The sequence below is a fragment of the Psychrobacter piscatorii genome (genome assembly GCF_904846415.1).
GTDB lineage: Bacteria > Pseudomonadota > Gammaproteobacteria > Pseudomonadales > Moraxellaceae > Psychrobacter > Psychrobacter piscatorii.
Genome location: NZ_CAJHAR010000033.1, coordinates 1 through 23,120, shown reverse-complemented (window position 1 = coordinate 23,120; position 23,120 = coordinate 1). Strand labels below are relative to the sequence as shown.

The 23,120-nt window shown below is 44.9% G+C and carries 19 protein-coding genes; 11 read left to right on the top strand and 8 right to left on the bottom strand.

The window, feature by feature from the left end; translation table 11 throughout:
• The first annotated feature begins 27 nt into the window (after window positions 1-27).
• The gene (locus JMX83_RS12735) at window positions 28-1,434 is read left to right on the top strand and encodes a Na+/H+ antiporter NhaC family protein (protein ID WP_201602421.1); all 1,407 of its coding nucleotides are present in this window, start codon (window positions 28-30) and stop codon (window positions 1,432-1,434) included.
• 69 nt (window positions 1,435-1,503) lie between these two features.
• Here the strand turns inward: JMX83_RS12735 and JMX83_RS12730 are convergent, their stop codons facing one another.
• A complete protein-coding gene (locus tag JMX83_RS12730; protein ID WP_201602419.1) occupies window positions 1,504-2,250 on the bottom strand; it encodes a siderophore-interacting protein in 747 nt (248 codons plus the stop codon).
• 186 nt (window positions 2,251-2,436) lie between these two features.
• Entirely contained in the window at window positions 2,437-4,620 is a 2,184-nt protein-coding gene (locus tag JMX83_RS12725) for a TonB-dependent siderophore receptor (protein ID WP_227675862.1), read from the bottom strand.
• Between the two features lie 444 nt (window positions 4,621-5,064).
• On the opposite strand from JMX83_RS12725, the gene JMX83_RS12720 reads away from it, so the two are divergent.
• The gene (locus JMX83_RS12720) at window positions 5,065-6,567 is read left to right on the top strand and encodes a PepSY-associated TM helix domain-containing protein (protein ID WP_201602414.1); all 1,503 of its coding nucleotides are present in this window, start codon (window positions 5,065-5,067) and stop codon (window positions 6,565-6,567) included.
• Window positions 6,568-6,672: 105 nt separating this feature from the next.
• On the opposite strand, the gene JMX83_RS12715 is transcribed toward JMX83_RS12720, so the two are convergent.
• Complete coding sequence (locus tag JMX83_RS12715) at window positions 6,673-8,418, bottom strand: multidrug ABC transporter permease/ATP-binding protein (RefSeq protein WP_201602411.1); 1,746 nt, start codon at window positions 8,416-8,418, stop codon at window positions 6,673-6,675.
• A 524-nt stretch (window positions 8,419-8,942) separates the two neighbouring features.
• Between JMX83_RS12715 and JMX83_RS12710 the strand changes: the two genes are divergently transcribed.
• From JMX83_RS12710 to JMX83_RS12675, 8 genes are all read left to right on the top strand, one after another.
• Window positions 8,943-9,545 (top strand): cytochrome b/b6 domain-containing protein, encoded by a 603-nt coding sequence (locus JMX83_RS12710; RefSeq protein WP_201602409.1) that lies wholly within the window; start codon window positions 8,943-8,945, stop codon window positions 9,543-9,545.
• Between the two features lie 38 nt (window positions 9,546-9,583).
• Entirely contained in the window at window positions 9,584-10,255 is a 672-nt protein-coding gene (locus JMX83_RS12705) for a response regulator (RefSeq protein ID WP_201602406.1), read from the top strand.
• Window positions 10,256-10,315: 60 nt separating this feature from the next.
• A complete protein-coding gene (locus JMX83_RS12700; RefSeq protein ID WP_201602404.1) occupies window positions 10,316-11,857 on the top strand; it encodes an ATP-binding protein in 1,542 nt (513 codons plus the stop codon).
• A gap of 89 nt (window positions 11,858-11,946) precedes the next feature.
• Window positions 11,947-12,492 carry a PepSY domain-containing protein gene (locus JMX83_RS12695; protein ID WP_201602402.1) on the top strand — a complete coding sequence of 182 codons (546 nt, stop codon included), beginning with the start codon at window positions 11,947-11,949 and terminating at the stop codon, window positions 12,490-12,492.
• Window positions 12,482-12,811: a hypothetical protein gene (locus JMX83_RS12690; RefSeq protein ID WP_227675861.1), complete on the top strand. Its 330-nt coding sequence runs from the start codon at window positions 12,482-12,484 to the stop codon at window positions 12,809-12,811. Before JMX83_RS12695 ends, JMX83_RS12690 begins: the two co-directional genes overlap by 11 nt.
• Before the next feature lie 71 nt (window positions 12,812-12,882).
• Window positions 12,883-13,992, top strand: coding sequence for an FAD:protein FMN transferase (locus JMX83_RS12685; RefSeq protein ID WP_201602400.1), 1,110 nt, complete (start codon window positions 12,883-12,885; stop codon window positions 13,990-13,992).
• Between the two features lie 63 nt (window positions 13,993-14,055).
• Entirely contained in the window at window positions 14,056-14,739 is a 684-nt protein-coding gene (locus tag JMX83_RS12680; RefSeq protein WP_201602398.1) for a ferric reductase-like protein, read from the top strand.
• A gap of 205 nt (window positions 14,740-14,944) precedes the next feature.
• Window positions 14,945-15,646 (top strand): VIT1/CCC1 transporter family protein, encoded by a 702-nt coding sequence (locus JMX83_RS12675; RefSeq protein WP_201602396.1) that lies wholly within the window; start codon window positions 14,945-14,947, stop codon window positions 15,644-15,646.
• Between the two features lie 34 nt (window positions 15,647-15,680).
• On the opposite strand, the gene JMX83_RS12670 is transcribed toward JMX83_RS12675, so the two are convergent.
• The 5 genes from JMX83_RS12670 to JMX83_RS12650 form a co-directional block, all read right to left on the bottom strand.
• Entirely contained in the window at window positions 15,681-16,532 is an 852-nt protein-coding gene (locus JMX83_RS12670) for an SDR family oxidoreductase (protein ID WP_227675860.1), read from the bottom strand.
• 77 nt (window positions 16,533-16,609) lie between these two features.
• Window positions 16,610-17,578, bottom strand: a complete 969-nt coding sequence (locus JMX83_RS12665) for a TauD/TfdA family dioxygenase (RefSeq protein ID WP_227675859.1) — start codon at window positions 17,576-17,578, stop codon at window positions 16,610-16,612.
• Between the two features lie 39 nt (window positions 17,579-17,617).
• Window positions 17,618-19,243, bottom strand: a complete 1,626-nt coding sequence (locus JMX83_RS12660; RefSeq protein WP_201602393.1) for an AMP-binding protein — start codon at window positions 19,241-19,243, stop codon at window positions 17,618-17,620.
• Between the two features lie 56 nt (window positions 19,244-19,299).
• Window positions 19,300-20,151: a thermostable hemolysin gene (locus JMX83_RS12655; RefSeq protein ID WP_201602391.1), complete on the bottom strand. Its 852-nt coding sequence runs from the start codon at window positions 20,149-20,151 to the stop codon at window positions 19,300-19,302.
• 416 nt (window positions 20,152-20,567) lie between these two features.
• The gene (locus JMX83_RS12650) at window positions 20,568-21,584 is read right to left on the bottom strand and encodes a bile acid:sodium symporter family protein (RefSeq protein WP_201602389.1); all 1,017 of its coding nucleotides are present in this window, start codon (window positions 21,582-21,584) and stop codon (window positions 20,568-20,570) included.
• Window positions 21,585-21,759: 175 nt separating this feature from the next.
• On the opposite strand from JMX83_RS12650, the gene JMX83_RS12645 reads away from it, so the two are divergent.
• On the top strand, window positions 21,760-23,037 hold the full coding sequence (locus tag JMX83_RS12645; protein ID WP_201602387.1) for a phosphatase PAP2 family protein: 1,278 nt from the start codon (window positions 21,760-21,762) through the stop codon (window positions 23,035-23,037).
• Window positions 23,038-23,120: the final 83 nt, after the last annotated feature.

The following is a 23,120-nucleotide window of genomic DNA, read 5'->3' as shown; positions in this document are numbered from 1 at the left end:
CCTGAGCTGGCATTTTAAGGATGTGTCATGCCACCAAAACCGCTCACCCAGATCAGCGCCAAGCTCGCCTTTGTTATCTCAGCCATCGTCATCGCCATCATGGGTATTACCATGATTAGCTTTGGCTGGGTGCCGCATTTGTCTCTTATCTTGGCCATCTGTGTCCTGCTCGCTATTGGTATGACCAAAGGTCTGAGCTTTGATGACATGCAAGCACAAATGGCCTCAGGCGTCATGCGCGGTATCGGTGCCATCTATTTGTTCTTCTTTATTGGTCTGATGGTTGCTGCGCTCATGATGTCAGGGGCCATACCTACTTTGATGTATTTTGGCTTTCAGCTCATCTCACCTGAATATTACTATATCTCTGCTTTTATCTTGACGTCCATTATTGGTATCGCCTTGGGTAGTAGCTTGACCACGGCTGCTACACTTGGTGTCGCCTTTATTGGGATGAGTAATGCCTTTGATGCCAATGTAGCGATAGCAGCGGGTGCTGTGGTCTCAGGTGCGTTCTTTGGCGATAAGATGTCGCCCTTGTCTGATACTTGTACTATTGCGTCTTCTGTGGTGGGTATCGATCTGTTTGAGCATATTCGTAATATGATGTATACGACAGTGCCTGCGTGGATACTGACAGTGATCTTGTTCTGGTTTTTCTCAGGTCAGACCGTCAGTTCTGATCTGAGTCAAGTGACCATATTACAAGGTCAGCTAATAGAGAGTGGTCTGGTGCATGGGTATTCAGTATTACCCTTTGTGATATTGGTAGGGTTAGCCCTGTTTCGGGTCAATGCGATCTATACGATTATCTGTACGATTGCCGCGGCACTCATCATTACTTATGTCCATAGCTCACCAAGCTTTGGTCAATTAGGTGGTTATTTGTTTGCCGGTTATGCGCCTGCTGAGTCATTAAAGCTGGGTGAGGTAGGTGGTATGCTGTCACGCGGTGGTGTACAGAGTATGTTCTTTACTCAGGCGATTGTGATACTGGCACTGAGTTTAGGTGGTCTGTTAACGGCACTGGGTATTTTGCCAGCATTATTGTCTGGTATTAAAGACACACTCACGACATCAGGACGAGCGATCTTTGCAGCAGCGGTGTCGGCACTAAGCATCAATGTGCTGATCGGTGAGCAGTATTTGAGTATTTTATTATCTGGTACGGCATTTCGCTCGACATTTGAGCGTCTGCACTTACATCCGAAGAATTTGTCTCGGACGATTGAGGATGCGGGAACGGTGATCAATCCATTGGTGCCGTGGAGTGTGTGCGGGGTGTTTATCAGTCAGGCATTAGGGGTGCCAGTATTAGAGTATTTGCCCTATGCGTTTTTCTGTTATTTGTCATTACTATTAACATTGCTGTTCGGGTTTACGGGGGTGACGATTAGCCGAGTGCAAAAAGAAGCAAAAGTCGTCGAAGCATAATAAATGATGATGTATAAAAAAGGCGTAGCTCATATGAACTACGCCTTTTTTTGAATGTAAAATCTGTATTTATTGATCTGCCGTTTGCGCGTCATCGCGCTTCACCACTTTATGCTGATCCTCTGTGCTATCGACTTTCCAATAACTAGATACATATAAATGCGTCTTTGGTACGTCGCGCTCCACTTTGAAGTATTGACGTAATACACGCATACTATGAAACTCACAAGCCGTCCAAACCGCAGGCTGTCCCTCAAGCCAAGTCAGTGATTTGACGCAGTCAAGTAACGGGCTGTTGTCTGCATTTGGATGGTTGTTGACCACCCAGTGAATCTCAACGTTATCTGGTTTTTTGAGTGATTGCTGGTCTGCCTCAGTCGTCACCTCAAGTACGGCATGGCCGCGAGCATCGGCAGGCAATTGTGCCAGATTGACCGTAATCGCTGGTAGCGCTGTCATATCACCGACCAATAAAAACCAATCGGCGTCATTGTTGATGAGTTTTTTGGGACCAGGTCCGCCAACCAATACTTGATCACCAACTTGAGCATTACGCGCCCACATCGATGCAGGGCCTTCAGCTTCATGTAATGCAAAATCAACATCTATCTCATCATCACGCTGAACGCTGACGGTATAGGTGCGGACCAATGGCCGAGCATCCTCACCTTGAGGAAACATCAGTTTGATATAGGCGCTTTCTTGATCTATGGGGAAATCATTAAGTCCAGCCCCGCCAAGCGTGACGCGGCACATATTTGGGGTGAGGTATTTGCTACCGATAACATCGAGTAATCTAGGGGTAGGTTTTGCCATTTGCTATGTCCTTCTTTTGTAGCATGTAACGATAGTGCGCAAAGCATGATTTATTGTCGTCTGATAGCTTGTAAGGCTAGCATATTGCTTTGATGATCGACTATCTTAAAAATGTATGAGTAAAAATGGTTTTAGAAAGTGGATGATTTTATTAATAACCATCTTGTTAAGTTTAAAAAATCAAGCTTAAAAACTGGCTTTTAGGCTGACCGACATTTGACGCTCAGGCCCCATCCAGCAGTTCTCGGTATCATAACAAGCACTAACATACGTCTTATCAAAAAGATTATTGATACTCGCGCCGACAGCGAGCATTGGGTTGATCTGATAATTACCGCCAATATCGACCAACGTCACGCTTGGTAGCTCATCTGAGTTTTGCTTGTCGATCTGCATGCCGTCTTCGTAGCGAATGCCAGCATTGAGAGTGAGCTTGTCTGTCGCATAGTAGTCGGCCCACAGCGTGGCTTTGTGCTTGGCCGTTTGGGCAGGGGTATTGCCGACCACATCAGGGTTGAACTCATCTTCTGTAATTTCAGCATCGGTGTAGCTGTAGCTTGCCGCGAGATCTACCCAGTCATTGAGCATATGGCTGCCTGATATCTCAACGCCTTTTGACTCAATCTCACCCGTTTGAACTTTCTGTCGATAGTCAGCGGGATTGGTTACGACGACATTTTGCTGTGTGATATCGAATACGGCAAGCGTTCCTTTGGTCGCACGATCTGGTGATAGATATTTGACACCAGCTTCGAGCTGATCTGCAGTGCTAGGTTCAAACGGTTTATTGGTAATAAAGTTGCTACCAACAACGGGTTGGAATGACTCTGAATAGCTAAAAAATGGTGATAAGCCATTGTCAAAATCATAGATCGCAGCGAGACGGCCGCTGGTCTCTGACGCATCATTACCAAACGTCTCATTATTATAAACGGCACCTTGAGAGGCGTCAGTTTGCTTAGTCGTACTCTCGAAGTTATCGTGACGCAGTCCGGCGACCACGGTCAAACCTTGCCATTTCATTTCGTCTTGCACATAAAATCCAAGCTGGCTTTGTTCGATATCTTGTGTCTGACGATAGTTATCCAGTGGTAGCGTAGCCGTATTGATCTGTGAGAAGTCTGGATTAGACAGGTCAAGGTTTGGCGTGCCATTTGCACCGGCATCATAGTAAGTCGCGCTGCTATCTGTCTCTTGATACTCAGCACCAAACAATAAATTATGTGAGGTATTGGCAGTATCGAATGTATAGGCCAGTTGGTTGTCCGTGGTCCAGTTATTCATGTTCTCATCCGTGGTATATGCCACGCGATTGAGAACCGTGTCACTACCTTCTACAAACCCTCTATTATACATATTGCGTTGCTGCGCTTCGGCATCGGTATAGCGCGTGATATGTTTAAAGGTGAGGTTATCATTGATGTCCCAGTTGACGGTGACGCTTGGCATGAATACTTCTTTACTAAAGCGACTCCACTTGTCGCCTGCATAGGCATCACTACCCAATTTGCCATAGCTTGCCTTGTAGACGGTGCCGACAGCAGGTAATGGGGTAGAGGGCACCATTTCTGGATCGTCTTGATAAAACAGGTTGGCAAGTACAGACACATCATCAGTCGCCTGCCACTCAAGCGACGGGTTAATCAACAATCGCTCTTCTTCTGTGGTCTGCATCTGACCATCTTTTTGTCGCTTCAACGCCACCAACCGATAGTTCAGCGTATCTGTGATAGGGCCTGTGCTATCGACGGCTACTTCTTTTAGATTTTGGTTACCCAGTCGTAGCTGTACTTCATTTTCTTGCGTACCTTTAGGGGCTTTGGCGACTTGATTAACCATGCCGCCCGGTGCTGCATAGCCGTATAGCGAGGACGCTGGCCCTTTCACCACTTCGACCGCTTCAGTCGCATAGACATCGACCTGTGGCATCAGATTCCAAGCGCCATCGTAGGGCAGTCTGAGTCCATCATAAAAATTTGAGTAGGTTTTAAATCCACGAATGTTGTACTCATCAAAGATAGAGACCGTGCCACGACTCTCAGTGCTCACGCCTGGCTCATAGCGTAGAGCAGCATTGACACTATCCGCTTGGCGTTTTTGTAAAAGGTCTTGATCAATTCTGGTATAACTCATTGGTGCATCATTGGGGTCTAAGGCAGTTTTGGTGCCCGTACTGCGATAGCCATCTGAATAAACGGTAATTGTATCCAAGGTAGCTGATGGCGCTGCCGTCGTATCATTGCCCACTTTATTAGTATCAAGAGAATTTTCTACGCTTGTCTCAATCACGTTATTTTCAATATTGTCGACCGTATTGTTTCCGATACTAGTTGGGCTGTTCACAGCATAGACTGAATGACTTAAACTCATTGCTAATCCCAGTTGCACTGCTAGCGTTAAACGTTTTTGACGACCAAATCTAGACGTTGAGACAAAGCGCATCATATTTCCTCGTGAGTTGTTATTGAGTGTCGAAAGCAAAAGAAAAGGAATAATAACATTAATGATAATAATTATCATTTAAATTTTACAAATAAAGCGCTTTTAGAGAGACTGCCGCTTAGGAAGAGCTGTACTGAACGGCTGGAGGTAATAGATGTGTGGGGGAATTTATATCTATAAAAACAGTAGCTTAAGATTAATAATGCTATATCAAATGATAATTAGTGTCATGATCGATGGTGTTTAAATGACTTTTCTCGTATCATGCTCGCGTATATCTGAGCGTAAGTAAATAAGTGAGTAGTGTTAAGTACCGCTATTGATAGATTTATGTTGTTTATCGAGCCATCAGAGTTGCTAAAGGTCATATTTATGAACGAACCCATACGTCAATCTACCAACAACCAACGCTATTTTACGGTATGGCGCTGGCATTTTTATGCAGGAATGTTTGTCGCGCCTTTTTTAATCATTTTAGCGTGTACCGCACTCGGTATGCTGTTTATGTCCAACACCGCAGGCCGTGATAATGACCGTCTAACTGTCGCTATGCCAGAATCGACGGTTCAGGCTCCTATCGCGACGCAAGCAAAAAATGCGCTAAGCACGCTACCTGACAGTACACTGATAAAATATATTGCACCGCGCGATACGGATACGGTTGCTTTATTTCAGATCAAGTCAGTAGATCATGACAATATGGTGGCAGTGAACCCTTATACAGCCGATATTGTTGATAGTCGTCCTGCCAATAGCAATCTGTACTATACCTTTGACAATATTCATAGTGATTTGCTATTGGGTAAATTTGGTGATTATCTGTTAGAGACGGCTGCTTCATTAACGATTTTGCTGATATTGTCGGGCTGGTATCTATGGTGGCAAAAACGCAGATCAATCAAAGCTATGCTTATTCCTAATGACACTACGCCTAATAAGAAAAAACGCTCATTTATCCGTACGATTCATGCCACGCTCGGTAGCTGGATATCTGTGTTGCTGCTGTTTTTTTGTATATCAGGCATGGCATGGGCAGGTGTATGGGGCGAGAGAGTCGTGCAAGCATGGAGTCAGTTTCCTGCAGGGAAATGGGGCGTGGCACCAGTGCCTGTCTCTATCGACCATAGCCAGCACCATGCGGGTATGGATATGGACAATGCCAATGCTGCGCCGCATGTTCATGGATCGACGCCCGCTGTCGTGCCTACGCATGGCAGTGTCTTGAACTCGGGTACCGCCAAAGAAGTACCTTGGGTGCTCGAGCTGACACCGATGCCAGTATCAGGCACGACCATGGGCAAAGACGGTATTGCGCCTAATATACCCATTATGATTGATACCGTAGATCGATTTGCTCGTGAAATTGGTTTCAACGGGCGTTATCAATTAAATCTGCCCCAAGGCAGTACTGGCGTCTGGACGATTAGCCAAGACTCCATGAGCTACGATATGAAGAGCCCAACGGCTGATCGCACGGTACATATCGACCGCTATTCGGGCAATATCTTGGCGGATATACGCTATGATGATTACAATGCTTTTGGTAAATTTATGGCGGCAGGTCTCGCGCTGCATATGGGCACGCTCGGCTGGTGGAGCTTACTGGCCAATGTGCTGTTTTGTCTATCGGTGATTGCCATGTGTGTGAGTGGCTATGTCATGTGGTGGCAGCGTCGTCCGCGTCATGCCAGTGAGCATCGCGGCCTCAACCCGCCAGCGCGTGGGCAGCATTTTACCGTTTGGTGGCCGCTCGCCACTCCTTTACTGGTTGTGGCTATCATATTCCCGACTGCTATTATTGCGATTGTAATTATTGCGCTATTGGACTTTTTGGTGATTTCTCGCGTTGGGTTTTTGCAGAGATTATTAAAGTAAATAAAGGGTGCAAAAAATCCTTCTCATCTAAAAAAGCGGGACATCTTGTTAAGAGATACCCCGCTTCTGTTACTACCTGTGGTTGACTCTGTACTAAGCGAACACTTACGCCAACATAGCAATGGCATCTTTACTGGCACGCTGTCGCTCTTCAGCATTGAGCTCAATGAGGCGGCCTTGTTTCATTAGCAGTAACCGGTCAGCGTGCTCAAAGTAACCGTCATCATGACTGATAATAAATAGCGTTTTCCCCAGCGCTTTTAGTTCAGGTATCAGTGTCTGATAAAACACGCGGCGAAACGCAGGATCTTGGTCCGCAGCCCACTCGTCGAGTAGCAAGACGTCTTTTTGTTCAGCGACTGCGATAAGCATCGCCAGACGTTTGCGTTGCCCCTGCGATAGCTTATCGGTAGACAGCTGGTTATCAGCCACACTTATTTTATCTTGCAAATTCAATTTATGCAGCCACGCATTGACCAGTGCTTTGTCCGGCTGCTGTCCTTGTCTGCCAATCAATTGCTTAAAAATATGCTGATCGCTAAAAATGGCAGAATATAGCTGTCTATAATCAGCATTATTGTTTGAATCAACGGGCTGTTTGTCGATGGTTACCGCACCTGTGGTAGGGGTGAAAATTCCTGTAATAATCTTGGCAAGTGTCGATTTGCCGCTACCATTCGCCCCGATCAGAAACACCACATCGCCTCGTTGTAGCGTTAGATTGACGTCTTTTAAGATATCACCAGAGTGATCGCTGTCTTTGGCTATTGATGCCTGATCATCGACATCGCTGCTATTACTGGTATTCGAAACGCTGTTATTGGAAACATTGTAGCGATAGTTAACATCAGTTAGCGAGATGGTTTGCCAGTATTGGCTGGTGTTGTCCGTTCTAAATAAAGGTTGGTACTCAGCCAGTTCTAGCGACTGTATTTTGTCTAAAGCAACTTGGGCCGTTTGTAGTGTTGGATAAGCACCGACAGCATGGAGCAGCGGTGACTGCATAAACAATATCGTTAAAGAAAAAGTGGTAGCGATGCCCATCGAGATGCCGAGATAATTTGATACGGCAAATATCACCCCAATCGCGGCGAACATCATAATGTTAGACCAGTTCACGGCTGATAAATGATACGTGTCTGATTTGATGACGCGCTCTTTGTATGATTTTGCATGATCCAAAAAATCATGCGTGTATATCTGTTCGGCGCGGTGATGGTTTAACGCCAGCTCTTTACGACCATCTATGATCGATTGATAGTCTTGATACAGCGCATCGTTGATGTCTCTAATAGCCCTTAGATGGTGATACACATGCTTGACCAAAATAGTGCTGATCCAAATCGTCATCGCAATCCAAAACATGACAATCAGCAGTAATGGTAGCGACAGCCAGCCCAGATATAACCCCACACCAACAGACAAGATAACACCCTGCACCAACTCCGGCATCCGCACAAAGGCGACGGTAATAGACTGAATATCTGAAGATAGACTGGCAAGTAACCGTGCACTGCCCAAATGGTCTATCTGCGGGACGGTGGTATCGATGATTTGTTTGACCAGTTTGGTTCTGAGCTCATAGACAAACTTGTGCCCCAAACGGGTGAGTGCATATTGCGATACAAAGGTAGTCACGAGCAACAGCAGCACGAGCAGAGCAAACTGCCCTAAGCTTGACCACGATAAGGTATTGAACACGGGCTGACTGATAAAGGTTTGATTGATATAAGCAATGATACCCACACTGACGGCAGCATTGACTAAGTTGAGCAAGATGACTTTTAGAAAGGGCAGACGATACTGTGCCCAAATCATATGGTGTAGAGAAACGCTGGCACGAGAGGACATAGTGACTCAGTAATAGTATGGATGTTTGATAGCATAAAAGGGAATAGGTAGCCCTAAAGCGTGTTTCTAATTTCTAGTAGCAAGACGGATGCAGACAGACAAGATGGACTCAATGACTTTAAAAAGGTTGAATATAAGCGAGACAGTTGCATAAATGTTTTAGCACACGAATTAATTGCCTATTGTATTGATAATCATTTTCATTATCAATATTATTACGGAGTTAATGCTAAATATATTTTCAGGTTAAAGTTTTAAATGTGTTATTTATATGGCCCAAAGCGGTCTTGCTTGCTCAATTTTTCCTTTTAAATGGCATTTTAACCATCTATGAATGTCAGATAGATTACTCACTACTTTAAATTTCAATTTCTTAGTTTCCTAAGCTCCTCTTAAGGTTTGTTTGTTGTAATAGCGGTAGAGCAAACGATGTGATGCCGAGTTTACTAGCGGTATTTCGCCTAGATTCGATATTTAGCAATCATCTCGTCAAAAACAAACGAACCATTAAAGGAGTGACGGCCATGACCCAACATAGCGCAAGCAATCCGACGCACGAGCCTGATATATCATTATCAAATACTCCTAAAACTCGACAAGTACGAGTTTGGGATATTTTGGTCAGAGTAACTCACTGGACAGTGGCGGCTGGTATCACTGCCAACTTGCTGTTTACCGAAGAAGGCAGTGAGCTGCATCAATATGTCGGTTATACCGTGGTAGGGTTAGTAGTTATCCGTCTACTTTGGGGATTTGTGGGCACGCGTTATGCACGCTTCAGTGACTTTTTCCCCACGCCGTCTCGTATTAAAAATCACTTATCTGATTTAAGTATTCGCCGTACAGATGAGCAGCATTTGGGTCATAATCCACTGGCTGCTATTATGATGTTTGCGTTATGGGCCGTGATTATAGGATTGGGCATTAGTGGTTATCTGATGGAAGCCAAAATTTTCGGTAGCAAAGATATCCTTGAAGAAATCCATGGAATACTGGCCAATAGTTTATACTTGCTGGTACCGTTGCATATTATCTCTGCGATTGCCATGAGCTATTGGGAACGGCAAAATCTGATCAAGTCGATGATAACGGGTAATAAAACGGTGACGACGCGTCGCCCACAATAAAAATAAGATAGTAGAATACATAAGGTAATAGGACAGTCATGGCACGCATACTATTAATAGAAGACGATAACAATATCGCTGAAGGCCTCGTTGTTGGGCTAAAAAGCCATGGCATGATGGTCGATTGGTTTAGTGATGCTAAGCAAGGTGAGATGGCACTGCAAGAGGATATGTTTGACGCGGTGCTCCTTGATCTGACCTTGCCAAGAGGGGATGGCATGACGGTGCTACAAAACTGGCGATCCCAACAAGTAGACACGCCAGTACTGATTATTACGGCCCGTGACGCGATTGCCAATCGCGTGGCGGGACTCAATGCGGGTGCTGATGATTATCTGGTCAAGCCATTTGCACTAGACGAAGTGGTTGCCCGTCTGCAAGCATTGATACGGCGCAGTCAGGGACGTAGCCAGCCTGAGATTCGTTATGGCGACGTCGCTTATTGGCCGCACAATCACCAAGTTTCTTATCAAGGCCAAGTCGTTGAGCTCACCATCAAAGAAGTGGCGATACTTGAGCAAATGCTGACCCATCCCAAACAGATTCACAGCCGCGCAAGCTTGGAGGACAAACTCTATGGCTGGCAACAGGATATTGAGAGCAATGCCATAGAAGTGCATATCCATCATTTACGCAAAAAGCTGGGCAATGATTTTATTTTGACCAAACGCGGCATCGGCTATTATCTCAATCCAGCACATAACCATTAATATATTTATATTTACCTTGGCTTTCAATATACAAACCATATATGAGCAACACGTGAGCTTATGAAAAGTATCCAGCAGCGACTGTTCATCTCCTTACTCATTGGTCTGCCTTTGCTATGGCTTGTCACATCGAGCTTTATTGCTTGGCGCTTGTGGCACGAAATCAATGAGATGAATGACACACAAATCACGCAAGTGGTTCGTTACTTGATGGGCATCTCTGCTGATGACAGTGACTTAAAAGAGGTGGATTCAAAAGACGGGAGTCCAAAAACTGTAGATTCAGAGAATAGTGATCAAGAAGACGATGACGACAATCATCATAATCAGAAGAGCGAACATGCTGCCAAAATATATAATTTAAAAAGCAAAGAGCTGTCAGGTGATCTTGGTGACGCGGAAGATGACTATATGGGCTTTGCGATTTGGGATAAAGAGGGGCGGCTATTAATGGCTGATGAAAACGGACAGTCGTTTTCTTTCCTACCAGATCAGCGTGGTTTTGTAGAAGAATACAATTCTGCCTATCAGCGTCTTAACCCCTTTAGCAAACGTTGGCGGTTATTTTATGCGCACGACGACTATCATAACGATAATATGCATGAAGGGCGTGTGATTGCCATTGGTCAAAATCTTGATTCTCGCCGAGAAATGATTGTTGAAGCGATGTCTGTACAAGTACTGCCGATGTTAATTGGGCTGCTTTCCTTAATGATCTTGACTATCGGATTGATAAGACACGGACTGATGCCATTAAGTCAGATTAGCTCTGAGGTAGAACAGCGCAAGCCGCAAGACGATCGTCCGATCACAGCAGACGTCCCACAAGAGATTCAGCCTTTGGTGACCGCTTTAAACGTGTTATTTGTCAAAGTGGCAGACACTCTAGCACGGGAGCAGCGCTTTACCGCCGATGCTTCTCATGAGCTGCGTAGCCCACTGGCTGCGCTAAAATTACAAGCCGATCTTTTGCAGCAGCAGCTATTACAACTGTCTGACATAGACAACGACAGCCAATTGTTTTATCACACCCAAAAAATCAGCGATGGCATTGAGCGTGCGACCCATTTGGTCGATCAATTATTGGTTTTAGCCAAAATAGAGCCGCAACAGCAACTGCCCCCTGAGCAATTAGAGCGTCCAGACTGGCTGATGCTCACCGATACTGTGCTGAGTGACGTCAACCGCTTGGCCCGTGAAAAACACATCCAATTAAAACGCACTGTACACTGTGACAATCCTGCCGATATTTTACCCATTCTTATCAATCCAGTATTATTTAAACTATTAATCCGCAACCTATTAGACAATGCCATTCGCTATTGCCCAGAGGGCTGCCAGATCGAGCTGCAGTTGGATACTGATAGTATCAAAGTGGTGGATAATGGCTTGGGCGCAGACCCAGAGCAGCTAGCGCGGCTAAGCGAACGCTTCTATCGTCCAGCCGGTCAAACCCAAATAGGTAGTGGGCTAGGACTGTCAATCGCCAATCGAATCGCTGATCTACACAACCTCACTTTGTCATTTGCCAACCGCCCTCAACCAGAAACAGGCTTTGTGGTAACAGTTAAAAGTAAAAACGCACTCTCAAAACTGTTATAAAAAAATAAAACATACTGTCTTAAGCTTGAGTTAATATTCATCGCGTATGCTCCTAGTATTCCCTAATAACGGTATACGGAGTACAACCTATGAGCCTACCTCTTTTAAGACCAGTATTATTAACTGTCGGTGCGACTTCCTTAGTATTCTTTGGTGGTGTTATTGCCTTAGCGGTGCAGTCTCCCGAATCGGCTGTCACTTCATCATCACCTGATTCTGTCATTCAAAATACTGATATCTCATCCTCATCAGTGCAGCAATTACCTCTTGCTGCACTGACTCCTGCGCAAGCGACAGCACTGGCAAAACAAGACGCGCCCAATGCGATATTGCAAGCCAATCCAGAGCTTATTAACTATAACGGCACAGTCGCTTATGAAGTGCTATTAGATAATAGCGCCACTTATATTGATGCCAACTTAGGCACGGTTCTAAATCCGGTAACGACCAATAACTATCGTGTGGAGACTGTCTATAAAGACTACGACGATGACGACCAAGATGAGCATCATGATGACGATAGGGACGAAGGTGAAAAAGCTGGAAAATACCGTGACGAGGATTACAAAAAGAATGGTCATCTAATCGCAACGAGCTACAAGCACCATGAAGAGGAAGGGGATTATGATGACTAAGACGAAATCAACGACCCAATCAACGCAAAAGAAACTTGCCAATAAGACGAGCAAAAAAGCAGATCCTTTTGCCTTTTTGAAAAGCAGTATCATGATTGCCTCGATTGCAGGCACGATGGGCGGATGGTTATTTTTGCTTAATGAAGAGACAGACAGTCCATCTGTGAGCACCACCACTTTGAATACGGCTGTTCCTGCGAATGATGAGTTGGTGGTTGCCTCAATACCCATTGTTGACATCACCCAACTGAGGAAAGTCAATGAAGTTGCTCCTGTAGAGGCAATCACAGTCGTCGCCCGTACACGTTCTTCTCGATGATTAAGCAAGTCGATGAATAGAAATGAGCCACAGTTGAGCTTATACCCTATTGCAAAAAACGGAGTCTGCTGATGAGTCAGAATACGAAAAAATTGGCGACTCTAAAACTGACAGCAATGGGTTGCCACATTCAAATAACGTTAAACGTTGCTAAGTGGAGCACGCCGTACTCGCAAGCAGTAATAGACCGAAAAATTGAGTTGCTAACAATAGAGGCTCAGCAGCATTTAGCACGCTGGGAGCATATATTTAGTCGATTCGATGAGACCAGTGAGCTCATGAGACTCAACAATCATATCGACCAATGGAGAGAGGTCAGTGCAGAGTTATTTGAGGTTTTAGGTCGCGCCATATATTTTGTTGCAGAAACCCAAGGCTTAATAACACCCACCTTACTCAAACCGCTTTGGGCTGCTGGTTATAAACAGTCATTTGAAACCTTGCCAAAAATGTCTATGCCATCTGTACCCGTTATGATCTCAAGTGCTGCCGTCAATGCGACTCCTTGCTTACAAGATACGCCCAGTACCAACAATCCTAATCAGCAAGTACATGATATTCAGCGTCGCCGATTGGCGAATGGTCAGCATCAGGTTTACCTGCCAGCTGGAATGGCACTTGATTTGAATGGTTATGTCAAAGGCTGGTGTGCCATGCAATTGGCCGAGTACATTAGCCGAAGTCATGACTGGCAACTGTCTTGTTTGGTAGATATGGGCGGTGATATGGCAGTCGGTGTCCCAATAAACCAAGCCCTAGATAATGCAATAGACAACCCAATGATTTGGGGCGTGGCGATTGCTAAACCTTACAATGCTGATGGCGAGCACATGCAAAATGATCAAGATGTCGCGATACTTAGTTTAAAATCTGGCGCTGTCGCCACTTCTGGGCAAGATTATCGGCGCTGGTGGCATGAAGGACGCTGGCAGCATCATTTAATTCATCCTCATTATTCCCGCCCAGTAATCAGTGATGTCCTGACGGCAACCGTCGTGGCTACAGATACCGTAACAGCGGAGGTGTATGCAAAATATTGCGTGCTGCTCGGCGTTACAGAAGCAATGGTATGGCTGAACAAGCATCACATTGCGGCGCTCTTAATTGATACGAATAACCAAGTGATATCGTCCGCTGCTATTAAGCCAAATTTGAGTAAGTCAAGCTTGGCTGTCATCTAACAACCCTCACTCGATAAGTTAGGTCCCAACATATTAAGCAAATGCATTCATAGGAGTATCGTCATGCAGACAGACAATCTTACTCACAGCCAGACTACTTCTAATACGCCGCTGATTGTTCAGATTATGTGGATTGGATTGAGTTTGATGATAGCCATCGGCGTCGGTAGCTATGCGCTATTGATGTGGGGAGAGACGGTGTTACAACTACTGACCGCCACAGATAAGCATTTTTGGTATTTATCACGGGCAGGTGGTGTGATTGCTTATGCTTTATTTTGGCTGGCAGTGGTTTTTGGTTTATTACTGAGTACACGCTTAGGAAAGCATGTTAATGCGGCTAGGGTATTTGCTCTGCATCAGTATTTAAGCCTGATTGCGGCAGGCTTTGCCGCCTTTCATGCGGGTATTTTATTGGCGGATAACTATCTAAATCTGCAAATATGGCAGATCTTAGCCCCTTTCGGTTTTCAGACTGATCGAGTGGGTGTGGCGTTGGGGCAGATGGGGTTTTGGCTGTTATTTATCTGCGCATTCAGCTTTTATATTAAGCAATATATTGGTCAATCAGCATGGCGATGGCTACATTTTTTGACCTTTATGGCTTATATGCTCATTAGTATCCATGTGTTTATGGTGGGGTCAGACAGTCGAGCACTGCCGTTGATGTTGTTTTATGCAGGTAGTCAGACATTGGTTTTTTTATTGACTGGTTATAGATTGGTGATGTTAAGACAAGTTAAGTGACTATTTAACAAGTGACTATTTAACAAATGAGTATCTAAAAAATGACTGTTTCAGTAGCTATCAAAGTATATGTCATAGTGTCCATTCGAGTAACCATCCGAATGAATCAATATTGGGCGATATAACGTTAAGCGGTACAAACTGCGATGACATTATCAGCTACACTAGGGCATACCCATTCGCGTCTCTACCTTTTGAGGATTTTATGCATCACTATTCTATTCATGACGAAGCACATTTGAGCAACCGCAATCATTGGTTGAGGGCAGCAGTGCTGGGTGCGAACGATGGGTTGATTTCGACAGCCAGTCTATTGGTTGGGGTAGCTGCTGCCAGTACAAGTAGTCAGACATTGCTGCTGACAGGGATGGCGGCGTTGACCGCAGGTGCGTTGTCAATGGCGGCTGGCGAGTATATCTCGGTCTCATCACAGGCGGATACCGAAAAGGCCGATCTCGATAAAGAGAGACATGAGCTGACGCACAATGCTGATCGTGAGCTGCTAGAGCTCACCAAAATTTATGAGGCGCGAGGCCTTGAGCATGATTTGGCGCATCAAGTGGCCGTGAGCTTGACTGAGCACAATGCGTTAGAAGCCCATGCTCGTGATGAGATTGGCCTGACGGATCTTAGTGAAGCAAAGCCCATTCATGCGTCAGTGGCTTCGGGACTATCATTTATAGCGGGGGCGATACTACCGATCATTGGGATATTACTGTTACCAGCGGAAACACTGGTTTGGTCATTGTCATCTTTGACGATAGTGGGCTTGATGTTACTAGGGATCATCTCTGCTCGTTTGGGCGGTGCGCCTGTGATTCCTGCGACTACTAGAGTCGTGGTTTGGGGTGTGCTTGCTATGGTGGCCACCTCGTTGATTGGTCGCTTATTTGGCGTGGCCATTTAAATGCACATTAACGCTACGGTAACCTAACGGATCATCATGATTTTCTAGCATGTTGTTTGATCGTGGGTAGATCTTTGACAATGGCGTTACCGACGATGTTGGGAAACAGTCGATTGAGCCATGCAAAAAAACGCTCGGGAAACCCTAAGTGCTGCTGCGTCTGATCGGTTGATATAAAGTGAATCAGTGCTTTTGCGACCGTCTCAGGCGAGTCCATTTTTACTTTCAATGCCTCATTCATAGCGACGACGGCATCTTTATTCATGGTTGTTTTGGTGGCTCTGGGCGCAAAATAGCGAAACTTTACTGAGGCGTCGGCATATTCGCGGCCTAACGCTTCACTTGCGCCGCGTAAGGCAAACTTGCTCGCACTATAAGCACTAAAGCCTGGGTAGCCAATACTACCGAAGGTTGAGCCAACACTGATTATTTGGCTCGGGCTATGCTGCGCTATCAAGGTAGGTAGCAGTCTTTTTATCAACTGAAGTGGATACGCCACATTGACGAGCATCATCTGTTCGATCGTGTCATCACTTTGATCTGTGAGCAGAGCAAAGTCATTGATACCTGCGTTGAGTATGACCGTATCAATGACGTTTCCATGACCTTGTGTCATCTCACCTAGTCCCTCTACCAGCAGCGATTGCGATGTCTGCGAGCTTAAATCACACGTATGAGACAGAAGCGGGACATCAGGGTAGTCTTTGGTCAACTCATCTACCAACTGCGTCAAGGTCTGGTTGTTACGCCCGACCAAAATAACAGGCTGATTATTGACACATAATTGCCGTGCGACCTCTTGTCCGATACCACCCGTGGCGCCGATGAGCATGGTGTAATTGAGGGTAGCCTGTGTTAGATCTGATTGACCATTAGCTGGTGTCATGATATCGCATCCTTGTTGAACAGTTATTGTTAAAGCATGGATTACTAAAGCACGAATTGTAGTGATATACGCTATTGCTAATCGTTTGAGTGATTCATGCCGTGTCTAATGCCAAGCCCCATCGCAATATACAGCTTACGCTCTGTTAAAGGCACATCAATCTGACGACGACCATGCATCATGCGTTTGTTGTCCAGTATCACCACATCGCCATTTTGCCACGCAATGTCTTGAGTGTATTTTTCACAAATCTGTGTCAGCTCATCTAGGAGCGCATCATCGACGGGTTGACCATTGGCTAGGGTAAACTCAGGTTTTTCATAATTAAACGATGGCCCAAGTAAGGTATTGGCAAAGGCCAGTTGTCCGCTTACGTTGTCCTCTCGAATGGCAGGTATCTGTAATACGTACCGAACGCCGCCGTCTGGCTGAGGCTCTACATGATGCGTTAACGTCTTGCTCGTTGTCGCCGTGATAAAGGTCTCTAAATCATCCAAGCTTATTTGCTCGGCATCTGCTCTGCCTGTCGCCGTCGCCACGTAATTTTGCCAAATTGCCTGAGGTAAATAGCGACTGATCCGCATCGACTGACTAAAGGTAGCCTTTAGTTCAGGTGATAGCGCTCGATACACCGCATGTCCATCACATATCGTGGTCTGTGAGCCTTTTTTGGCGCTCAACTCGCTAAAAAAAGCAATGACGTCAGGTGGCATCGGCGTATTGCCATTTTCTATATGTAGGCCAATCGCATGCGTGCCTGCATCCACTTTTTGCGCTTCAGAGGTGATGTTTTGGCGGGCAGGGTCATAGGTTAGCGTTTGACAGAGCTGGCTCATCAACTGGCTAAACGTCTCGACATCGTAGTGATAACCTCGAAGTAACGTCCAACCATGGATTTTTAAGTCCGCTAAAATATCAGCGGTCTTAGGCAGTGATACATTGGCAGGCGCTTGAGCGGTTGACGCTTCAGGAGTGTCAGTTTCGATAATGTCGTTTTGTATCAAGTCGCTTTCTATCAAATCCTTTGGCATTAGAGTGGTTTGCATAATATGGTCCTATTGTTATATTGCTGGCGAAAGCGTCCGTTATAAGCCGAGTGCGGATTGATAAGCAGTAAAAATATGTGCTCGTCGCAGTTTGCCGTTATCGGTTAATAATTGATTGTCCGTGCTAAAAGGCTGCTCGGCGAGATGCCACTGTTGGATACGCGCATAGTCTGGCAAGGTTTGGTTGACGACATCTATCGCTTGGGCAATCGCAGATTGGGGGTCACTGCTCGTTGCGGTCATGTTAGGGTTGGCAACTATCACCGCAGATAAATGAGGCTCACCATCTCCGAGCACCGCTACCTGATAAATAATGGGCTGCGTTGAGAGCTGCGCTTCTACCCATTCAGGTGAGATGTTGCGGCCAAAACTACTGATGAGCACGTTTTTGCGTCGACCCGTGATGTATAAATAGCCGTCGTCATCTAAATGACCGATATCCCCTGTGGCAATGATGCCATCGTCATCATTACTAGCGTCATGGTTTAGGTAGCCTTGCATCGCATTGCCTTTGACCATCACCTCGCCAGTTGCTGCGATGCTGACAGAGGCATGAGGCATCGGTTTGCCGACACTGCCTGTGCGATTGGCTTTTGGCGTATTGAGACTGACCACCGAGCCGCATTCAGATAGGCCATAGCCTTCATAGACAGGCAAGCTTAGGGCATTGGCGTCTTGTAGTAATTGAGGGGAGACTTTGCCGCCGCCGACTGCCATAAACTTTAACGATGACAAAGCAGCATTGATGCTGGGTTTGGTTGCTCTATCGGTTGCCAAGTGCTCGCAAATGGCTTTTAGCATTTGCGGTAATAAAATAACACTGGCGATATTGTACGTCTGCACTGTTGTCATCAGGCGCTTGGCGTCAAAGGCTTGATTGGATAACAAGCCAAATTGATCAATACGCCCTGTCACTAAGGTGCGCCCCATATATAGTCCCACGTAAACACCCGCCACGTTTTCTAATAAAGTGGCAAAAGGCAACACACTCAGATGACTAAAATTGCTTGTGGTATCGTTCATTTCTGGCGCGTGAGTGGCATCATCTGTCAAAGTATCAGCGAGCGCACCTGATAACGACGCGACAATACGCATCAACGTATCTTGCCCCAAACACACGCCTTTTGGCATACCCGTACTGCCTGAGGTGTAAGTCACTTTGCAAAAGTCGCTGGCGGTAGAGCGATTTTGAGCGGTAAAAGTGTTGTCAATGACAGTGTCGGCACGTTGATAAAAACTGCCTGTGATATGAGTTGCCTGCTCAGATTTTACAGTGCTTGTCTCTGGTGTATCAGCAATTATCCAGTTCTCCATATTATCTACGACCGGCAGTGTCAAACCCGACCCAACATATACCGTCTCTATCTGCGCATCTTGTAGTAAGTGAGCAATTTGCGCGGCACTGAAGAATAAAGGGATGGGCACAATGACCGCGCCGACGGTACTCAAAGCCAAATCGAGTATGATCCAATCTATGTCATTGTGCGCATATAGGGCCACACGCTTGCCTTGCCATGTTTCTAATGTTTGATGAAGCGCTGACAATGTACGTTGCAGCTGGCCATAAGTCAGACTAGTCGTGTTATGGTTATCTATCGTTTGTATCGCCACCTGCTTAGGAGTTTGGCGGGCATGCTCACATATCGCGGTATAAATGGGTTTCATGTTATGCTCACTGTCTTGTGGTGGTGCAGTGTTATTGGTTGGCTAATGCATGCGTATTAAACGGCTATCTTATTTAGCGTCAAACGAGTGGTAGCATTCATCTCTAACGTTTCGGTATAGCGATAATGAGGGGCGCATACCCGCTTAGCATCTGCCACATTGATGGCAACCACCAAGGGATTGTGCTGATAGTAATGGCCCCATGATGATACTTGCTCAGGATCTGCTAGCGCTTCTGCAGTGGCTTTAGCAATGACATGACTGCGAATGCCCATGTGTGCCAATATATGCCTTACCGCATCGGTACCAGTACACACGACCCAGTCTGCTTTGGTTTGGTATTCATGAGTCGTAGGATTCAGGGTGGGAGTGGATAAATAAAACACCAAAAATGCTATCATAAGCCGTGCGCTACCAGCACAACCTGAAGCCAAATTGCCAATCTCAAAAATGCGCTGACGACTGACTGGCTTGCCTGCTACTTTGCTGATCTCGTGTTGTATCGGCGTGTTCAGATACTGCTCTAAAAATATCTTGTCTTCACAGATAGGTTTTAGACCGATAGCAACGCTCGTGCCTTTAAACGCTGGCAACGCATTATCATCAGTGGATAACCAATCGCCATAGGATGGCATATCGGCAAAACCTGAAAACAAAATGGGCATAAAATAGCTCAAGCGTGCGTGATGGATATATTCATATATGCGTTTGATAAACGCCTGGGCATCTTGATTTTGAGCATATGAAGTAGTCGATGTCGCTATTGACATTTGCGTACTGGCACGAATATAGAGGGATGAGGGTATACCTTGCACTTCCAATATTGACATTGGCTTGACGGCTTCAATATAAAAGGTCGTATTTAGAACATTCTGTAAGGTATGAGTGCTATCAATAGATAATGACATCAGCTGTCTCCAAAGGGTTAAAAGCTTTTAGCACGATTAACATCATGAAAGCATCATAAAGGAGCAACCTTAACTGAACCTTAAGATAGTATTATCCTTAACAATTGGTATAGTTAGAAACGAGTATTTAGCCCAGTATTTAACCTCTAAAATTAATATGCAGTAATCACGGACATGATTAGTCCTAAAGCCAATCGCCTTGGCTAAATTTGGAGATAAGGTAAGTTGGTGATTTGAGAGCGTTGAGACATAGTAGTTATTGAGAGGAGAGATTGTCAGGAACTGCTTGATGAGAATTTTTATCTTAGGCAAATGCTCTGATAAGGCCGCCCATGATTGGAAAGGTCTTTATATATAGAGCTATGCTAGACAAATGATCTAACATAGCGGCTTAAGTTTATTATCTTATGTCAAAATCAACTATTCTTGACTGGTTTGCCAAATTCTACGATCTCATCAGTATCACTAAGAGTAGGAGATTTCGCCTCTTGACGCTTATCCCACCACGCAAATACGTTTGCTAATATAGAACCAGAAACAGAGTGCCAAATGCAAGCAACGGCAGCAGCGATAGCGGACTCTGCATTACCAGGGAAAAATTTTGTGCTTAAGCCCGTGGCTAACCCTGCATTTTGTACACCGACCTCGATAGATATCGTACGTTTTTTGGGTTTGCTCATACCGAACAATGCCCCTGAGTAGTAACCCAATATGTAGCCGACGATATTGTGCACGGCAATAGCTAAAATGACGACTAACCCTGATTGCAAGAATTGATCACCAAATACAGCGGCAACGCCACCAACGATAGCGGCAAAGGCTAATACAGCCACGCCAGGCATCACCGCACGCACATCATCAAACCACTGTTTGTTTTGAAATAGAATGTTTAACATAGAGCCGATAGCGACTGGCAATAACGTGACTAGAAGCATAAATCGGAACATACCCCATCCATCCATCTCCACAGATTGACCAACCAAATAATTGAGCCAAAGAGGTGTCACTAAGGGGGCAACGATGGTTGATACTGTGGTCATACCTACTGAAAATGCTACATCACCTTTTGCAAGGTAGCTCATAATGTTTGAAGACACGCCGCCGGGACACGTACCAACCAATACCAGACCTAGTGTCAAGCCCGGTGATAAATCAAATAGCCTAGCCACGCTAATCGCTAAAATGGGCATGATTGTATATTGGATAACAGAGCCAATAAAAATATCAAGCGGACGCTTGGCCAATATTTTATAGTCTTCTTTGCCTAGTGTCATACCCATTGCGAGCATGATGATACCCAGAACGATGATTTGAGTATCGCCTGTCACCCAAGAAAAAGTCGCAGGCTCTATAAATGTCACTGCGACCGCTAAAATAATAACCAATGCCGTAAAACGACTTAACTGCTGGCTTATTATCCCTAAGAACTGCATATTTCAACCCTTATAATTATGGAAAATAGTTCAGTATAAATTTAAAATCACTGTGTTTCCAATAGGTATGAATGGTTTTTAGCCAACAATAAGTTGCTATTATGATAACTTTAGATGTATTTATATTTTTGAAGTTTTTTCTAGATTTTTATCCAATAGTTAAACGAGGTATTAGGTGCTGCTAAATCTATCAACACGCTTTAGACACCTAGGTCTTGCGTTAGCGATATTTTATCTGCTCTATAATTTGACGACTTTTTATGGTGTCTCCTTATATGAGCTGTATCCATCGAAAGTTCATAACCTAGCCACGCCGTTTGATAGCGTTATTCCTTTTATCCCCGCTATGATTGTTCCTTACAGCTGGTCGTTGATTTTATTTGTGGTGAGCTTTTTTTTAGTGCGGACGTCTATACAGCTATCTTTGTTGACCTATCGCCTAATTTTGGCGACCATTTTTGCCTGTTTTATTTTCTATCTCTATCCCGCTCGGTTCTCATTCAATCGATCGATACCTGATGACTGGACGCAATTCGGCTATCAGTTTTTGCAGTTGGTGGACAAGCCATTTAATCAGCTACCATCTTTGCATGTCAGTTATGCCATCTTGCTTGGCGTGTCGTTATGGGATATTACAGAGTCCAAAAAACGATGGGTTTTAATATTTTGTCGATTATTACTGGTGGGCATATGTACATCGATTGCTCTTTCAACGGTGTTGACGTATCAGCATCATTTGTTAGATATGTTCGGCGGGGTAGTGTTGGCAGTGTTGGTGCTTGTACTCTCAAGTCGAATCCGAAATGCATTGGTAATCAAGCATCTGACACTGGGTGTGATAGGGTTTTTGTTGATAGCGATAGCAGGATTTTATCTTGCTAATATGAGTATGATCGCGGCTGAAATGATAGAAACATTCGCTATTATCATCGCTCTATACTGGTTGATCAGTTTTGTGATGTTGGCTTATACTTATCAGCAAGCTAGACCTATGCGAGATACATGCTGGTTTCAAAAGTCCAGTGGCGGACGACTTACCGTATATACTTGGATGAAGTTTGCTCCCATTATTATTATTTACAATGGCATGTCATTGTTGGGACAGTGGTATTTTGAAGTTTTTTCAAAAGGTAAAAAGTATCCACTTACACCATATGCTATTAGTGACAGTGTCACCGTTGTGGCTTCACCTCGATTGACACACACAGGTGTCAATACCCATTTAACGAATTGGTTACGCTCGCCAGAAAACAATAAGCCTTTAGTTCGCTATCAGATTATCGTTGTTGATTTGGCTGCTGAAATATCTAGCCATGTTGATAAACTTGAAATGACCACTAAAGACACCGCGTCTGCGCCTGTTCATTATTTGTATTTGCCATTATTGGATTTGCAGCCATTAAGTGACGTGAGCTATGCTGAAGAAACCGTACAACTAAACTTGGTAAACTAAGCGTATTAATCGGAGTTTATCATGACCAAGAAAGTAAGAACCTACAGTGACGAATTTAAAGCCGAAGCTGTTAAAAAGATAGC

Coding starts and splice junctions, on each gene's coding strand:
- JMX83_RS12675 (WP_201602396.1), top strand. CDS start 14,945: ATGCATCACTATTCTATTCATGACGAAGCACATTTGAGCAACCGCAAT.
- JMX83_RS12670 (WP_227675860.1), bottom strand. CDS start 16,532: ATGACACCAGCTAATGGTCAATCAGATCTAACACAGGCTACCCTCAAT.
- JMX83_RS12720 (WP_201602414.1), top strand. CDS start 5,065: ATGAACGAACCCATACGTCAATCTACCAACAACCAACGCTATTTTACG.
- JMX83_RS12735 (WP_201602421.1), top strand. CDS start 28: ATGCCACCAAAACCGCTCACCCAGATCAGCGCCAAGCTCGCCTTTGTT.
- JMX83_RS12710 (WP_201602409.1), top strand. CDS start 8,943: ATGACCCAACATAGCGCAAGCAATCCGACGCACGAGCCTGATATATCA.
- JMX83_RS12695 (WP_201602402.1), top strand. CDS start 11,947: ATGAGCCTACCTCTTTTAAGACCAGTATTATTAACTGTCGGTGCGACT.
- JMX83_RS12690 (WP_227675861.1), top strand. CDS start 12,482: ATGATGACTAAGACGAAATCAACGACCCAATCAACGCAAAAGAAACTT.
- JMX83_RS12680 (WP_201602398.1), top strand. CDS start 14,056: ATGCAGACAGACAATCTTACTCACAGCCAGACTACTTCTAATACGCCG.
- JMX83_RS12660 (WP_201602393.1), bottom strand. CDS start 19,243: ATGAAACCCATTTATACCGCGATATGTGAGCATGCCCGCCAAACTCCT.
- JMX83_RS12725 (WP_227675862.1), bottom strand. CDS start 4,620: ATGAGTTTAAGTCATTCAGTCTATGCTGTGAACAGCCCAACTAGTATC.
- JMX83_RS12685 (WP_201602400.1), top strand. CDS start 12,883: ATGAGTCAGAATACGAAAAAATTGGCGACTCTAAAACTGACAGCAATG.
- JMX83_RS12705 (WP_201602406.1), top strand. CDS start 9,584: ATGGCACGCATACTATTAATAGAAGACGATAACAATATCGCTGAAGGC.
- JMX83_RS12730 (WP_201602419.1), bottom strand. CDS start 2,250: ATGGCAAAACCTACCCCTAGATTACTCGATGTTATCGGTAGCAAATAC.
- JMX83_RS12715 (WP_201602411.1), bottom strand. CDS start 8,418: ATGTCCTCTCGTGCCAGCGTTTCTCTACACCATATGATTTGGGCACAG.
- JMX83_RS12655 (WP_201602391.1), bottom strand. CDS start 20,151: ATGTCATTATCTATTGATAGCACTCATACCTTACAGAATGTTCTAAAT.
- JMX83_RS12665 (WP_227675859.1), bottom strand. CDS start 17,578: ATGCAAACCACTCTAATGCCAAAGGATTTGATAGAAAGCGACTTGATA.
- JMX83_RS12650 (WP_201602389.1), bottom strand. CDS start 21,584: ATGCAGTTCTTAGGGATAATAAGCCAGCAGTTAAGTCGTTTTACGGCA.
- JMX83_RS12700 (WP_201602404.1), top strand. CDS start 10,316: ATGAAAAGTATCCAGCAGCGACTGTTCATCTCCTTACTCATTGGTCTG.